Genomic DNA, 16,627 nt, shown 5'->3' with positions numbered 1-16,627 from the left:
TGTGTAAAGGAGGAGGAATTATGACCATTTTAGAAAACTGGCAAAAGTGGACATCGTTTTTAGGGCAAAATGTTATGCAAGCAGAAGCAAGTGGGATGCCAAAAAAAATGATTCAACAAGCAGCTGTGCAGATTGGTGAATATTTGGCAACGAATGTGGACCCTAAAAATGAGCAAGAGCGAGTGTTGTCAGATTTATGGGGTGTTGCCTCAGAAGATGAGAAACATGCACTGGCAAACTGTGTCATGAAACTTGTACAAAATAAACATGTACAATGAAGATGAGCTATCCAGAAAGTCTGCGATGATGGACTTTCTGTGATAGCTTTCTCTTTGAATGAGAACATATGTAAGCTAAATTTGATAACTCTTCTAAAAAATAAAAAATAACCGCTTAAATCCATGTATTCTAACTTTTCATTACATAAAAAATCAGCTATGATGGAACTTATAAAGGAAATTTAACGTTAGCTAATAGGAAGGGAAAGAATGGCTTTGAGCGATTGGTACTTTGAATATGAAATTCAGGTGAATCGCCCTGGATTATTAGGAGATATTGCCTCACTTTTAGGGATGCTTCATGTCAATATTATTTCAATAAATGGTGTCGATGAAGGTCGAAGGGGTATGCTAGTACATACAGAGAATGATGAAGCAATTGAACGCTTTCAGACTATTGTAGAGACAATCGAGCATATTCATATCACGAAATTTCGACAACCTAAGTTACGTGATCGTTTAGCCATTCGTCATGGGTATTATATTCCACGAGATGCAGATGAAAAAAATACATTTCGTTTTGTGCGGGATGAGCTAGGGATTTTAGTGGATTTTATGGCAGAGCTTTTCAAAGAAGAAGGTCATAAGCTCATTGGTATACGAGGAATGCCACGTGTAGGAAAAACAGAATCAATTGTAGCGGCAAGTGTTTGTGCAAATAAAAAATGGATTTTTTTATCGTCTACAATGATTAAGCAAACAATACGCAATAAGTTAGCTGGCGATGAATTTAGTCATAATAATATTTTTATTTTAGATGGGATTGTCACACGTCGCTCAACAGATGAACGACATTTGCAATTGGTGCGAGAAATGATGAATATGCCTACCATTAAAGTGATTGAGCATCCAGATATGTTTGTTCAGCATTCGGAGTATAAAATTGAGGATTTTGATTACATTATCGAATTGCGTCACCATCCAGATGAAGAGTTTACGTATGAAGTAGTTGAAAAAAATGAATTGATGTCCGAATCCAATAACTTTGGAGGATTTCATTTTTAAGTTATCTTGGTAAGATGCGATGGGTTTTGAAGAGGCGTTTAAAAAATCCAAACAAGCATTAGCTAAGAAGTAATTGAATTTATTTAAAGTAGGTGTTAGGAGTGGCAGAATTAGGGACTCGACTGAAAGAGGCGAGACTGACTAGAGGCTACAGCTTGGATGATTTACAAGAAATAACGAAAATTCAAAAACGTTATTTAGTAGCAATCGAAGAAGGAAATTATGCAATTATGCCAGGTTCGTTTTATGTGCGAGCTTTTATTAAGCAATACGCAGATGCAGTTGGTTTGGATGCAGAGGAAATTTTAGAAACGTATAAAAAAGAATTACCGAGCACGCCAAATGAACAATTGAGCCAAGCAATGACAAATAGTCCGAGCAGAAGAAAAATAACAAAAGGTCCATCAAGCAAAATGATGGAGGCAATGCCAAAAGTAATCGTGGCATTATTTATTATTGTCATCATCGTAGGAATGTGGATGCTATGGCAATACAAAAATAATGCTGGTTCAGACGGCGTTGAAGATACACCACCAGCGATCGAGTACGATAAAAAAGTAAAGCCAATTGATAATGAAAAAGACAAAGAAGAGGCTGAGAAAAAAGAACAAGCGACAGATGAGCAAGAAGAAACAACAGACAAGCCTGAGGATAAGCCAGTTGAAGAAGTGAAACAAACGATTTCGGCAGGTACAGTTGAATCAGATGGTGTGACAACGTCTTACACATTAACGGGAACGGATACATTCAAAATACGTGTGGAAGTATCAGGACCTACATTTATCGGTATTCGCAATCAACAACAACAAGATATATTAACAGATACACGTGTCTACAATGCAGGTGAAGTTGTTGAATTTGATGCAACAGCAGAAAACTATGCACGTATTCGCTTGGGGAACTCTCAACAAGCAAAAGTGTATGTAAATGATGAATTGATTCCATATGCACAACAAATTGTTACGCAAAATATCATCATCAATTTCAATAAAGAACAGTAGGCATCAGTTGATGGCTACTTTCTTTCATCATGATGCAGTAGAATTTCCTACTGCATCATGGTGAAGCCACGGCGGATGTCATAGATTTTATAGAGGAGCTTTTTCGAGTAAACTCGAAAAAATCCAGACGCAATTACGCTAGGGCGTAATTGATTAGGAAAGGTGTTAGAAAACATGAATATTCCAAATAAAATTACCATTTCCCGTATTTTATTAATCCCATTCTTTGTCATTGTTATGATGTTTAATTTTGGCTGGGGTACAATGTCATTATTTGGCGCACAAATGCCTGTTCATCATTTTGTCGGAGCATTGATTTTTATTTTTGCGTCAGCAACGGATTGGGTTGATGGCTATTATGCGAGAAAATACAACCTTGTCACAACATTTGGTAAGTTTTTAGACCCACTAGCAGATAAATTATTAGTGTCGGCTGCTTTTATTTTAATGGTTGAGCTAGATATGGCTGCTTCGTGGATTATTATCATTATTATTAGCCGAGAATTTGCTGTGACAGGCTTACGTTTAATTTTAGCGGGCGAAGGGGAAGTCGTAGCAGCTAACCAGCTTGGCAAAATTAAAACATGGACGCAAATTGTCGCTATCGGTGCAGCACTTTTACACAATACGATTTTTACGATGATTAATATTCCTTTTGATACGATTATGTTATATGTAGCATTAATCTTTACAGTATGGTCTGGATGGGATTATTTCTATCTGAATCGCCGTGCTTTACTCGATTCTAAATAAGAAAGGTCTTGAGAAGATTGAATGCTGAAATTTTAGCGGTAGGTTCAGAATTATTGCTTGGACAAATTGCCAATACAAATGCAAAATTTATTTCTCAACAATTATCAGAGCTCGGTATTAATGTTTATTATCATACGGTTGTAGGTGATAATACACAGCGTTTAGTAGAGGCGATTGCCATTGCAGAAGCTCGTGCAGATTTACTGATTTTTTCTGGTGGACTCGGGCCAACAAAAGATGATTTAACAAAAGAAACGATTGCTGGGCATTTAGGTGTAGTATTAGAACATGATGAGCAAGCATTGACCTCGATTGAGCAATTTTTTGCTAAACGAGGAAAGCCTATGACAGAAAATAACCGTAAACAAGCACTAGTATTAGCGGGTAGTAATATTTTAGCCAATCATCATGGTATGGCACCAGGAATGATTTTTAGGAAAGATGAACGCACATATATTTTATTACCAGGTCCACCAAAAGAGCTAGAGCCGATGTTTCAATTTGAAGCAAAGCCAAAATTAGCTGCGATGCTGCATGATGGAGGCGTCATTTCTTCACATGTGATGCGCTTTTACGGCATTGGAGAGGCAGAGCTAGAAGTGCGTGTGCAAGATATTTTAGAAAGCCAAACAAATCCAACTGTTGCGCCGCTTGCCTCTGATGGCGAAGTGACATTACGTGTGACAGCAAAAGCACAAACAGAACAGGAAGCCCAGCAGTTAATTGCGGCAAAAATAGCTGAAATTCAAGCGCTTGTTGGTGAATATCAATATGGTATAGATGATGATTCACTAGCTTCTAAGACAGTAGAAATGCTTCTTGCAAATAAGCTCACGATTGCAGCTGCTGAAAGTTTAACGGCAGGTCTATTTCAAGCTGAGTTAGCAGAAGTTGCAGGTGTTAGCGGTACATTAGTTGGTGGGATTGTGACATATACAGAGGAAGCCAAAATCCAACAGCTTGGTATTTCGAGCGAATTGTTAGCGACACAGGGCGTTGTGAGTAGTGCATGTGCAGCGGCAATGGCAGATGCCGTACGCCGAAAATTTAACACACATATTGGCATTGGTTTAACGGGTGCAGCAGGTCCAACAGCGCATGATGGACAGCCAGCAGGAACAGTGTGGATTGGTATTGCAATAGATAAAGAAGAGCCTATTACATATGAATTGCACCTATCGGGAATGCGCAACACGAATCGATTACGCGCAGTAAAGTTCACATGTCACTATTTAATGCGTCTTTTAGAGGTACATGGCTATAAAAAAAGCTAGTAAAATAGAAATTTGGGTGAAATAAAATGCCCAAATTTTTATTTTGAAGAAAATTAGAATAAGTGTTCGCTTTTTTCTTGCTTCTTCTCTAAAAAACAAGTATAGTAGAAATAGAGAAAAGCAGTGAACAGTTTTCATATAGGAGGAATTGATAATGAGTGATCGTAAAGCAGCTTTAGAGCAAGCGTTAAAACAAATTGAAAAAAACTTTGGTAAAGGGTCTATCATGAAGCTTGGTGAAAAGACCGATTTAGAAATTGCTACATCATCTAGTGGTTCATTAGCACTTGATGCAGCTTTAGGAGTAGGCGGTTATCCTCGTGGACGTATTATTGAAGTATATGGTCCAGAATCATCTGGTAAAACAACGGTTGCTCTACATGCAATTGCAGAAGTACAAGCAACTGGTGGGCAAGCAGCATTTATTGATGCCGAGCACGCTTTAGATCCAATCTATGCACAAAAATTAGGTGTTAATATTGATGAGTTATTATTATCTCAGCCAGATACTGGGGAGCAAGCACTTGAAATTGCGGAAGCATTAGTACGCAGTGGTGCGATTGATATTATTGTTATTGACTCTGTTGCAGCATTAGTGCCAAAAGCTGAAATCGAAGGAGATATGGGTGATTCTCACGTAGGTTTGCAAGCGCGTTTAATGTCTCAAGCATTGCGTAAATTATCAGGTTCTATTAATAAATCAAAAACAATTGCTATTTTTATTAACCAAATTCGTGAAAAAATTGGGGTTATGTTTGGAAATCCAGAAACAACGCCTGGTGGACGTGCACTGAAATTCTACAGTTCTGTTCGTTTAGAGGTGCGTCGTGCAGAGGCAATTAAACAAGGAAATGATATTGTCGGAAACCGAACAAAAGTAAAAATCGTGAAAAACAAAGTAGCGCCACCTTTCCGTACAGCAGAGGTTGATATTATGTATGGAGAAGGTATTTCTAAAGAGGGCGAAACAGTGGATTTAGGTGTAGAATTAGATATCGTCCAAAAAAGTGGCTCATGGTATGCATATGGCGACGAACGTTTAGGGCAAGGTCGTGAAAATGCTAAGCAATACTTAAAAGAAAATCCTGCTGTTTTAGAGGATATTGCGAATAAAATCCGTACTTCGTATGGCATGACAGCTTCTTCATACACAATTGCTGCCCATGATGAAGAAGAGATGGATGAAGAACTATTATTACTTCTTGAAGAAGAAAAATAAGTTAGAAAATGCATTGTTCGCACAGCAAATGTGTGGACAATGCATTTTTAGTTGAACGCTTAAAAAGGTACATGAATAGCTGACTAATCTTGACAGAGCTTCTAGCTAGCTATACAATTAATTATGTACAATTTCTGAATTATGACTTGAAAATAGGCAATACATTTATTGTATGAGCCAACTGAAACCGTATTCATGAAATAGCAAGAGGAGGTGTTCATATGGATGGAATTACTATTATCATCTCCGCTTTGCTTGGACTCATCGTTGGTGCCGCTGTTAGCTATATCTACATGAAAAAAGTGAATGACTCCAAAATCACTGGTGCTAAGCATGTCGCTGAAACAATCGTTGAAGAAGGAAAACGAGAAGCGGAGGCATTGAAAAAAGAAGCACTACTGGAAGCCAAAGATGAAACTCACAAATTTCGTACTGAAGCCGAAAATGACATTCGTGAACGTCGTTTAGAGCTTCAAAAACAAGAGAACCGTTTATTGCAAAGAGAAGAAAATCTTGACCGCAAGGATGATGCTCTGGATAAAAGAGAAGCAGGCTTAGAGCGCAAAGAACAAGCTCTAGTTGGAAAACAACAGCATATTGAACAGATGGAAAGCAAAGTGGGCGAGCTCGTAGCCACGCAAAAAACAGAGTTGGAACGTATTTCTGCTTTAACAAGAGAAGAGGCAAAAACAATTATCTTGAGTGAAGTAGAACAAGAGCTAACAACTGATATTGCTGTTATGACGAAAGAAGCAGAAACACGTGCAAAAGAAGATTCCGATAAAAAAGCACGTGAAATTTTATCATTGGCCTTACAGCGATTTGCTGCAGACCATGTGGCAGAAACAACGGTCTCTGTTGTTAACTTGCCAAATGATGAAATGAAAGGTCGGATTATTGGGCGAGAAGGGCGCAATATTCGTACATTAGAGACATTAACAGGTATTGATTTAATTATTGATGATACACCAGAAGCAGTTATTCTCTCAGGATTTGATCCAATTCGTCGTGAAACCGCTCGATTGGCACTTGAGAAACTTGTACAAGATGGTCGTATTCATCCTGCACGTATTGAGGAAATGGTGGAAAAATCACGCCGTGAAGTCGATGAACAAATTCGTGAAACAGGTGAACAAACGACATTTGAAATTGGTATTCATAATTTACATCCTGATTTAATGAAAATTTTAGGCCGTATGAAATATCGTACAAGTTATGGTCAAAATGTTCTGAAACATTCGATTGAAGTAGCTCATCTAGCAGGCCTATTAGCAGCAGAGCTTGGGGAAGATGTTACTTTAGCTCGTCGTGCTGGTTTACTTCATGACATTGGGAAAGCGATTGACCATGAAGTAGAAGGTAGCCATGTTGAAATTGGTGTGGAACTAGCAAAGAAATATAAAGAGCATCCAGTTGTTATTAATAGTATTGCTTCACATCATGGCGATACAGAGGCGACATCGGTTATTGCTGTATTAGTAGCCGCTGCCGATGCACTATCAGCAGCTCGTCCAGGTGCGCGTAGTGAAACACTTGAAAATTATATTCGCAGACTTGAAAAGTTAGAGGAAATTTCAGAAAGCTATGATGGCGTTGAGAAATCCTTTGCCATTCAGGCAGGCCGTGAAATCCGTATTATTGTACAGCCAGAAAAAATTGATGATCTTGCTTCACATCGCCTAGCACGTGATATCAGCAAGCGTATTGAAGAAGAGCTTGATTATCCTGGTCATATTAAAGTAACTGTTATTCGTGAAACACGTGCTGTGGATTATGCGAAATAAATAAATTTATAGCAATGTCGTCTGTATAAAGCAGACGACATTTTTTCGTTATCAAGCAAATAGAAGTCAGCTTACACCTAAAAATAAATTCTATTCATATGCTAGGGACTGGTGTACATAGTATAACAGCAAGACCATTTCTTGGCGCAAAGAATATGGTGGAAAATCCCCTATCAGAACTGGGTGTGATACACGTATGACATGGTGCTATACAGCATTGTTTAGCACACTAATTTGGCTGAGCTTGATGCAGCCAGTGGCAGGTATTTACCACAAATTATCCTTACTTCTTTGTTTTATCATTATTGTAGTAACTTATTTATTGCATGCAACGATTCGTATTCCCCATGTACAAGCAAGTCTATTATTTAGTAGCTATACATTCGTATGTTTGATAGCAGCTGCTGTGAATCAAGATGTTGATTTATTGAAAAATAGTATTCAATTATTTGTGATGTATGTTGCTATCGGTATTTTTTTGCCGACATTAGTAGGGGCACAGCTAAAAAATATTCTATTGAATGGAATACTCATTGCTTATCTACCATTCCTTATTCTTTGCTTTCAGCGCCAGCATATGGTTTATGGTGCTTTTGCAGGAGTGTTTGAAAACCCGAATACACTAGGCTTTTCCATGATTGCACTTATCGTTGTTGTATTGCTTAGATTATATGACATGACGAAAGCTTTTTTAATGGGACAAAGATTAGCCATTATCACATTTGTCCTTTATATTGGCATCTATTTAATCGGTGTATATGTTATTTTGCTGTCGAATGCACGTACATCCCTATTGACGGTATTTGTCTTAACGATGGTCACCATTATTGCATTGTGGGTGCATAGTAAAATGGCATTTTTACCATCCCTTAAATTCATCTTTCTATTGCTTAGTGTAGGCTGTTTTTTAGGGCTGATGATGCTTGAAAATACTTCTATGCAGCAAGCTTGGCAAAGTATCATGCTAAAAATGGAAAGAAAATCTGCAGATATGATGGATGGGCGATTGGAAATTTGGCACTATGTGTGGCAGCATGTACGTTTTTGGGGACATGGAACTGCGGCATTATGGGAGATAGGTGTAGCACACGCACATAATACATTTTTCAATATTATACATGAAGCAGGGGTATTAGCTGTTATTTGCTACAGCGTTTTTTTGCTGTGTATAGTACAAGCTAATCGACAGCTTTTTATCGTGCTTGTAGTACTTGCCGCCTTCTGTGTATCGACATTTGAAATTTTATATTTTAATGTACTGCATTTATTGATTTTTATTGTGAGTGGGGTCAGGGAGAGGGGGAAAGCCAGTTGACAGAGGAAATATCTGTACAAGATATTGTAAAAATATTGCGCAAGCGTTGGCTGTTTATGATGCTATTGACATTGTTCATCACAGGCAGTGTCGCATGTATAAGTTTTTTTATATTAACGCCCATTTATGAAGCAGAAGCACAATTATTGGTCAATCAAAAAAACGATGATAATCCGTCTTTGCAACATATTGATACAGATTTACAGTTGATTAATACTTATAGTGTCATTATTAAAAGCCCTGCTATTTTATCGAGAGTGATTGAACAACTAGCATTGCAGACAACGCCTGAACGATTAATGACACAACTGGCTGTAGTTAGTGCGAATAATTCACAGGTTGTGACCATTCAGGTAGAGGATAAGCAAGCATCACAGGCTGTAGTGATTGCACAAACCGTAGCAGAGGTGTTCCAGCAAGAGATTCCTAAGCTGATGTATGTGGACAATATTACAATTTTATCTGTTACAAAAGAGGCGATGCTTGTGAAGCCTCAAAAAATACTCAATATCGCCGTTGCAATAGTAGCTGGGCTGATGGTTGCAGCGATGCTTGTTTATTTTTTAGAAACACGTAATCAAACGGTTCGGACAGAGCAAGAAATTGAGGCACTTCTAGCGTTACCTGTAATAGGTATTGTGAGTCAAATCGATAAACGATGGTATAAGAAAGGACGATCATTATCTTTCAAAACAAAAAGAAAAGGTCATTAATGGCACGTAAACTGATTACCATTTCGGATGCAATGGCCATCCCATCTGAACAATTCCGTACCATCCGTACCAATATGAAATTTTTACAACCGAATCAGGAAATCAAAACCATTACAGTGACATCTGCTATTTCTGGTGAAGGAAAAACAACGAATGTTGCCAATTTGGCTGTTGTTTTTGCACAGGAAGGTAAAAAGGTATTACTCGTAGATGCCGATATGCGTAAACCTACATTGCATCATACGTTTTATCTTGATAATGATGGTGGGCTATCTACTGTTTTAGCAAGGCAGCAATTATGGCATGAGGCTGTACAACAAACAAGCATTGATGGGCTTGATATGATAACAAGTGGACCGATTCCCCCAAACCCAATGGAATTATTAGCTACAGATACATTAACTACTGTAGTAGAGGAGATGAAGGCTACCTATGATATCGTGCTGTTTGATGTACCGCCATTGCTTTTTGTGGCAGATGCCCAAATTATAGCGAATCTTTGTGATGGGACAATTCTTGTTATTGGTGCAGGCGCTGTGCATAAAAAAGCGATTGTCAAAGCCAAATCCATTTTGACAATGTCACAGGCAACGATTTTAGGTACAGTGCTGAACAATGTACAAATGAAGCATACACATTATGATCAGTATAGTGAGTATTAAGTAAATGAAAAAAATTTTGCATATCATCCCAACAACGGATTTTGGTGGCATTACGACAATGATATTAGATATTTGGACGCAAACGAATAAAGCATTGTATCATTTTGATTTTGTTGTCTTTAATAAGGGCTTTTATCATGAGCATTTTATGGCACAAGGCTCCCAATTATTTTATCAGCCATATATAACGGAGCAAGGGCCAATTGCTTATATGAAAAATATATACCAGATTATACGACATAACGGCTATGAGGCTGTGCATGACCATACGGGTTATCGAGCGATGTTCACTATGTTTGCGGCACGTTTAGCTCGTGTGCCTTGTCGTGTATTGCATAGCCATACAACGGTAGCTGAGCAATGGAATCAGCCCCATCTGTTAGCAATATTAAAAAAGTTAAGTACCATCAATGCAACTACATTATTAGCTTGTAGTCCACAGGCAGGGGCATTTTGCTTTGACAATAAGCCTTTTGATATTCTTGCAAATCCAGTCAATATAGCGAATAGTAAGCGACTATCACCGAATGACAAAGAACGCTATCAACAGCTGTTAGGTATAAAAGATAATCAGCTTATATTAGGGCATATTGGACGTTTTATGCCAGTGAAAAATCATGCTTTTTTATTAAAGTTAGCACAGTACTTGAAGAACAAGGACATTGCTTTTCAACTATTTTTAGTTGGAGAGGGGCCATTAGAACAGAAAATTCAAGCATGGATTGCCCAGCATCATTTACAGGAATCAGTGAAGTTATTAGGGCAGCGTGCTGATATTTTTGAATTGCTTCAGCTATTTGATGTATTGCTGTTACCTTCATTGGAGGAAGGCTTTGGCATGGTGTTGCTGGAGGCACAATTATGTGGTACACCTGCCATTGCTTCTTCTACAGTGCCGAAAGAGCCTGATTTGGAGCTTGGATTAGTCACTTATTTAGATACACAAGGAGAATTGGAGGAATGGGTGCAAGCGATAGTAGAGAAGCGGCAGCCTGTTTCTTCACAGCAAATTGTCCAATGTTTATACGATAAAGGACTACATGTCACGGCAGTTGCAGATAAATTATGTACTTACTATGAGCGGTAAAAGGATGGTTTTATACAAAGAAAACGAAAAATTACCCATATTATTACGGCTATTGGTATTGGTGGTGCGGAGGCGATGCTTTATCGTTTACTGCAAGCAACGAATCGTGAGTTATATGAGGTCGATGTTATTTGTTTAACAGAAATGGATGTGTACGGTGAATTATTACAACAACATCATATAAATGTTTATAGCTGTAATTTAAAAACTGATTTTTTGAAGGCGATTTGGCAATGTTTTCGATTATGTAAACAGAGCGATATTATTCAAACATGGATGTATCATTCTAACTTCATAGGCTTTCTGATTGCGAAAACGTGGCGTAAAAAAATTATTTGGGGGATTCATCATAGTAATTTAGAAAAACATAGCAATAAGCGTACAACGATTTGGATTGCCAAACTGTGTGCATCATTTTCTCGTTATGTAGATGGTATTGTATCCTGTGGACCACAAGTGAAGGCAATCCATGAAGCAATCGGCTATACAAATAACCAGCATCACGTTATTGTGAATGGCATCGAAACTGATCTTTTTCGACCAAGTGTAAAGCGAGTGTATTATCAAACCCATTTTGCTATAGAGGACAAGCCCATTATTTTACATGTTGGACGTTGGGACCCTTTGAAGGATTATCCGAATTTGTTAGCGAGTATGCGTTTACTTCAACAGCGAGGGCAAGATTTTTATTTATTTTTAGTGGGGCTTGATATTGATGAAGCAAACCAGCAGTTACTGGCATTAATTCGGCAGGAGAAGTTGAGTGATTATGTATGGCTATTAGGCTGTCGAGAGGATATTCCTCAACTCATGGCAGCAGCGGATGTGCTTGTCTTATCTTCCGCTGGTGAAGGCTTACCGAATGTTTTAGTAGAGGCATTGGCAAGCGGTACATGCTGTGTGACGACAGATGTAGGGGATTGTCGCTATATTGTAGGGGATTATGGTGAAGTAGTATCAGCAAAGGATGCGACTGCTTTGGCACAGGCGATTGCTATGGTATTGCATTATAATGAGCAGCAGTATGAGACAAAGGCAAGGCTTGGGCGTGAGCATGTAATTGCTCATTTTCATCTTCCCTATATTGCGGAGCAGTATCAGGCACTTTATGAGCAGGTGTGTATATGCGAGCCATCCAAATAGCGGCGGTTTTGTCGTATATCACGATTGGCTGTACGATTTTAACATCCATTTTCTTTACGCCAATGATGGTATCGTTTCTTGGTCAGCAGGAATTTGGTCTCTATTCATTAATGCTAGGATTAATGGGTTATTTATCGATTTTGGATTTAGGCTTAGGCAATGCCATTGTCAGGTACATTGCAAGAAATCGAGCAATTGGTAATGAGACAATGGAAGCGGCTTTAAATGGCTTTTTTCTTAAGCTTTTTTTAGGTATTGGTGTACTAACATTGTTCATTGGTTGGTTATTATTTTCTCATATCGAGCTTATTTTTGGACAAAGTCTCACTGATGGGCAGCTTGAAAGAGCTAAAGTGATGGGATATGTCATGACAATTAGCTTGGCTGTTCAATTTCCTTTAAGTGTTTTTGCCTCCATTTTACAGGCATATGAAAAATTTATTTTTATGAAAGCAACAGCATTGTTACAAGTCGTTCTTCAGCCACTGACGATGCTGTTTTTTTTATGGCAAGGTGCAGGTACAGTCACATTAATTGCAGTGGCAGCAACGTATAATAGTTTATTTTTACTAGTAGATGCACTGTTTTGTTACAAGGTGTTGGCAGTTAAATTTACGTGGAAATTCAAGGATACAGCATTGCAAAAGGAAATTTTTATGTATGCCTTATTGATTTTTATGACGGTAATTGTGGATAAAATTTATTGGCAAACCGATCAGCTCTTGTTAGGTATTTTCAAAGGAACAGTCGATGTAGCCATTTATGCAGTGGCGATTCAAATTGTTTTACTTTTTATGTCGCTGGCTTTAGCAGTTAGTGGATTATTTTTACCACGTATCTCTATATTGGTGGCACAAAATGAATGGTCGTCGATTAATACATTATTTATCCATGTTGGCATGGTACAGTTTTTGATTATTGGCTATATTTTAGGTGGCTTTTATCTTGTGGGACAAACTTTTTTAGCATTATGGCTAGGTGAGGCATTCGTGGAGGTTTACTTGATTGTGTTACTCATTATGTTGCCATTTATGATTGATTTAATTCAAAATATAGGGCTGAATGTGTTGAAAGCAAAAAATTTATTAACGTTTCGTACATGGCTGTTAATTGTGATTGCTATTAGTAATATCATTTTATCAATTCCAGCCATTTATTATTTTGGCAAGATAGGGACAGCTGTTGTGACAGGATGTTCTTTATTGATTGGCAATGGTGTAGTGATGAATATTTATTATGCTAAAAAAGTGCAGTTAATGATTGGTCGTTTTTGGCAGCAAATGGGTCGGCTAGCTTTGGCATTCCTACTAGCGATTGGTCTGACACAATGCATACGGCTCACTTTGTACCGAGAAACAACATGGTATGACATGGGAATTATTTTATGTTGTTATACAGTTTTCGTTAGTGGTAGTGTGTTTTGGATTGGATTGACGAAGGGGCAGAGACAATGGGTATACAAGGGGGTACAGCGCATTGGCATCCGACATTTTAGTTAGTGTGATTCTTCCTGTGTACAATGCGGCATTGTATTTGGAAAAATGTTTAACGAGCATTTGTCAGCAAACATTGCAACAAATTGAAATACTTGTCATTAATGACGGAAGTACGGATGACTCATTTACAATTGTCCAGCAATTTGCACAAGCAGATCCTCGTATACACGTGTTGAATCAACAAAATAGTGGTGTTAGTAAAGCACGCAATGTAGGGCTTGAGCAAGCTACAGGGCATTATGTAACATTTGTAGATGCAGATGATTGGCTTGAACGCACAATGTTAGAGGAATTGTATACAGCTTGTCAAACAACGGGGCTAGCCATTGCGAAATGCGATTTGTATTGGCAGGAAATTGCACATTGTCGTAAGCTGCATTACACTTCGCAAGTCTATCAACTGTATAGTGCTATGGAATGCTTAACATTATTGTTTACTGAAAAAGGGGAAAAACATTTTGGTTTTGTTAGCTGTAAACTTTATCAAAAATCCTTTTTAGATGAACATACGTTACGCTTTGATGAAGAGATGTGCTTTGCGGAAGATGCGCTGTTTATGATGAATGTTCTTATCCATAGTCAGGCGGTTTGTTATGTGCCAAAGCAGCTTTACTATTATAATGTAGCAAATCAATGCTCTTTAACAAGAGGACAGATTGTACATTTACAGGAAAAATATAATTTACTGTATCAAAAGATGGCGATGGCTTTGCAAAAAACGACGGTAACGAAAAAAGTAAGAAATCATTTTTTGTATTATCAATTAGAGGGCTTGCTAGTTATCCTACATCAATCAACTAAAATAAAAGAGGATATGCACTTATTTTTAAAGAGCTATCCCGATGTGTTGAAAGTAAAAGGACTCAGTGGCAAACGGGCTGTATTTGTTTGGCTATTGAAAATGAAATGCTGGCGATTCGCAGTGTGGCTGATTGCTTTGAATAGAAGCTAATTTTTCGCTGTCGCTAGTAGAAAAATTTTATTCAATGATTTGTATCGAAATTTGAAATTCTCTCAAATTTTGTGTGGAAAGAAAGTAGACATCGAAGTATTTGAATAGACCGTATCTTTTTATAATATAAATATTGAAGTAGATGACGATTCAATATTTGGATATTGATATATTTGTAAATTTTGTTAATATAGAAAAAAAGGAATTCATATGGCATGAATACTAAATTTTTATTATCACTGTTGTTAACGTTTATGGGTTTTCTTGCGGGTGCTGCTATTGCCATGTTAGTAGATGATTTTCATTATCGAATAGTGCTTCTAATCGGTTGTATTATCATAGGTGTTTCCACATACTTTTTTATCAATTATTATGTTTTTAACAAAAGACGGTAATGTTTTCTATTATACAAAATCGGTTGATACCAAGAAATTGGTGTGAGCCGATTTTTACGTTTGGCTGGCAATTGATGAAATCATATTTCACTTTGCGTAATAAAGGAACTAGCGGTACAATAAAGAACGGTATGAAATCGAAAGAATGGTTGTGACAGAATGAAAGTATTATTTATAGGCGATATTGTCGGCTCGATTGGACGAGATGCCGTTGAAAAATATTTACCACGTTTAAAAAGAAAGTTAAGTCCAGATGTAGTCATTGCGAATGGTGAAAATGCAGCGGCTGGTCGTGGCATTACTAGTAGTATTTATCAGCAGCTATTACAAATGGGTGTTGATGTCATTACGATGGGGAATCATACATGGGACAATAAAGAAATTTTTGATTTTATTGATGAGGCTGATTATTTAATCCGCCCTGCGAATTTTTCAAGTGAAGCGCCAGGGAAGGGTATGGTGCAAATTTCAAAAAATGGTGTGACATTATCAGTCATCAATTTACATGGTCGTGTCTTTTTACCACCACATGAGGACCCTTTTGCAATGGCGGATATGTTAATTGAGGAAGCACGACAAACATCACCACTCGTTTTCGTCGATTTCCACGCAGAGGCAACAAGTGAAAAAATCGCACTTGGTTGGCATTTAGATGGCAAGGCATCAGCCGTTGTAGGCACACATACGCATGTACAAACCGCCGATGCACGTATTTATCCGAATGGCACAGCCTATATTACGGATGTCGGTATGACAGGACCATATGATGAAATTTTAGGCATGACAAAGGAGAGCGTTATTTATAAATTCCAAACAAATATGCCCGCACGTTTTGAAGTACCGAAAAAAGGACGAGAAGTATTAAGTGGCTTTTTTGTAGAAATAGATGATAAAACAGGCAAAGCATTACACTGTGAACGAATTTATATTAATGAAGATTATCCATTCCAAGGTTAAACTTAGTCTATTTTCTCGGTAGCGAGCATAAAATGACCTACGGACAATAACTTGACGACTAAAAAGTGAGTTATTGAGCGTAACATTATTCGCGAAACGGGGAGGAATAATTGTGGATTCATTAAAAGTATCATCACGCTCTAATCCAAATTCAGTTGCAGGTGCACTAGTAGCGGTAATTCGAGAAAAAGGGCAGGCAGAAATGCAAGCAGTTGGGGCGGGTGCACTGAACCAAGCCGTGAAAGCAGTGGCGATTGCACGCGGATTTGTAGCGCCAAGTGGCACAGATTTAATTTGTGCACCGGCGTTTGCGGATATTTTAATTGCTGGTGAGGAACGTACAGCCTTAAAGCTGCTGGTAGAAAAGCGTATTCGATAGAACAATGAAGCAAATGCCTTGCCTATCACATAGATGGCAAGGCATTTTTTTGAGCAATTGTAGATAATGGATATAGATGAAACTTAAATAGAGTTTGTCTACATAATGAACATGATTTTCGGTCAAAGGTCTGATTTTCTTGTTATTCATACAATAACGATAGTGTATGAAGGTTCTTCGTGTTAAACTTATGGAGGAAAAATAATAGCATATA

16 protein-coding genes are annotated in these 16,627 nt (G+C 37.9%); all 16 read left to right on the top strand.

Annotated features, from left to right (window positions below; all coding sequences use genetic code 11):
- The first annotated feature begins 20 nt into the window (after nucleotides 1-20).
- The 16 genes from OPF91_RS02280 to OPF91_RS02205 all read left to right on the top strand — a co-directional run bounded on the left by OPF91_RS02280 (nucleotide 21) and on the right by OPF91_RS02205 (nucleotide 16,413).
- Nucleotides 21-278: a DUF3243 domain-containing protein gene (locus OPF91_RS02280; protein WP_264987056.1), complete on the top strand. Its 258-nt coding sequence runs from the start codon at nucleotides 21-23 to the stop codon at nucleotides 276-278.
- Nucleotides 279-494: 216 nt separating this feature from the next.
- Nucleotides 495-1,283 carry a YmfK family protein gene (locus OPF91_RS02275; protein WP_264987856.1) on the top strand — a complete coding sequence of 263 codons (789 nt, stop codon included), beginning with the start codon at nucleotides 495-497 and terminating at the stop codon, nucleotides 1,281-1,283.
- A gap of 92 nt (nucleotides 1,284-1,375) precedes the next feature.
- Entirely contained in the window at nucleotides 1,376-2,284 is a 909-nt protein-coding gene (locus OPF91_RS02270; RefSeq protein WP_264987055.1) for a helix-turn-helix domain-containing protein, read from the top strand.
- A gap of 174 nt (nucleotides 2,285-2,458) precedes the next feature.
- The gene (pgsA, locus tag OPF91_RS02265) at nucleotides 2,459-3,037 is read left to right on the top strand and encodes a CDP-diacylglycerol--glycerol-3-phosphate 3-phosphatidyltransferase (protein ID WP_264987054.1); all 579 of its coding nucleotides are present in this window, start codon (nucleotides 2,459-2,461) and stop codon (nucleotides 3,035-3,037) included.
- Between the two features lie 17 nt (nucleotides 3,038-3,054).
- On the top strand, nucleotides 3,055-4,311 hold the full coding sequence (locus OPF91_RS02260) for a competence/damage-inducible protein A (protein WP_264987053.1): 1,257 nt from the start codon (nucleotides 3,055-3,057) through the stop codon (nucleotides 4,309-4,311).
- A 154-nt stretch (nucleotides 4,312-4,465) separates the two neighbouring features.
- Nucleotides 4,466-5,530 carry a recombinase RecA gene (gene recA / locus OPF91_RS02255; protein WP_264987052.1) on the top strand — a complete coding sequence of 355 codons (1,065 nt, stop codon included), beginning with the start codon at nucleotides 4,466-4,468 and terminating at the stop codon, nucleotides 5,528-5,530.
- A 221-nt stretch (nucleotides 5,531-5,751) separates the two neighbouring features.
- Nucleotides 5,752-7,314 carry a ribonuclease Y gene (gene rny, locus OPF91_RS02250; RefSeq protein WP_264987051.1) on the top strand — a complete coding sequence of 521 codons (1,563 nt, stop codon included), beginning with the start codon at nucleotides 5,752-5,754 and terminating at the stop codon, nucleotides 7,312-7,314.
- Nucleotides 7,315-7,510: 196 nt separating this feature from the next.
- Entirely contained in the window at nucleotides 7,511-8,629 is a 1,119-nt protein-coding gene (locus OPF91_RS02245; RefSeq protein ID WP_264987050.1) for an O-antigen ligase family protein, read from the top strand.
- Entirely contained in the window at nucleotides 8,626-9,342 is a 717-nt protein-coding gene (locus OPF91_RS02240; RefSeq protein ID WP_264987049.1) for a YveK family protein, read from the top strand. Before OPF91_RS02245 ends, OPF91_RS02240 begins: the two co-directional genes overlap by 4 nt.
- Nucleotides 9,342-10,004 carry a CpsD/CapB family tyrosine-protein kinase gene (locus OPF91_RS02235; RefSeq protein WP_264987048.1) on the top strand — a complete coding sequence of 221 codons (663 nt, stop codon included), beginning with the start codon at nucleotides 9,342-9,344 and terminating at the stop codon, nucleotides 10,002-10,004. The genes OPF91_RS02240 and OPF91_RS02235 overlap by 1 nt, the downstream gene beginning before the upstream one ends.
- Before the next feature lie 4 nt (nucleotides 10,005-10,008).
- Nucleotides 10,009-11,091, top strand: coding sequence for a glycosyltransferase (locus tag OPF91_RS02230; protein ID WP_264987047.1), 1,083 nt, complete (start codon nucleotides 10,009-10,011; stop codon nucleotides 11,089-11,091).
- A 12-nt stretch (nucleotides 11,092-11,103) separates the two neighbouring features.
- Nucleotides 11,104-12,234: a glycosyltransferase gene (locus OPF91_RS02225; RefSeq protein WP_309297413.1), complete on the top strand. Its 1,131-nt coding sequence runs from the start codon at nucleotides 11,104-11,106 to the stop codon at nucleotides 12,232-12,234.
- Nucleotides 12,216-13,733 (top strand): oligosaccharide flippase family protein, encoded by a 1,518-nt coding sequence (locus OPF91_RS02220; protein WP_264987046.1) that lies wholly within the window; start codon nucleotides 12,216-12,218, stop codon nucleotides 13,731-13,733. The genes OPF91_RS02225 and OPF91_RS02220 overlap by 19 nt, the downstream gene beginning before the upstream one ends.
- Nucleotides 13,711-14,682 (top strand): glycosyltransferase family 2 protein, encoded by a 972-nt coding sequence (locus OPF91_RS02215; protein ID WP_264987045.1) that lies wholly within the window; start codon nucleotides 13,711-13,713, stop codon nucleotides 14,680-14,682. The genes OPF91_RS02220 and OPF91_RS02215 overlap by 23 nt, the downstream gene beginning before the upstream one ends.
- A 554-nt stretch (nucleotides 14,683-15,236) precedes the next feature.
- Complete coding sequence (locus tag OPF91_RS02210; protein WP_264987044.1) at nucleotides 15,237-16,034, top strand: TIGR00282 family metallophosphoesterase; 798 nt, start codon at nucleotides 15,237-15,239, stop codon at nucleotides 16,032-16,034.
- Nucleotides 16,035-16,146: 112 nt separating this feature from the next.
- A complete protein-coding gene (locus OPF91_RS02205; protein ID WP_004224903.1) occupies nucleotides 16,147-16,413 on the top strand; it encodes a stage V sporulation protein S in 267 nt (88 codons plus the stop codon).
- The last annotated feature ends 214 nt before the right edge of the window (nucleotides 16,414-16,627 follow it).

The organism is Lysinibacillus piscis (assembly GCF_026012395.1).
Classification (GTDB): Bacteria; Bacillota; Bacilli; order Bacillales_A; family Planococcaceae; genus Lysinibacillus; species Lysinibacillus piscis.
This window is presented reverse-complemented; position numbering and strand designations above follow the sequence as displayed.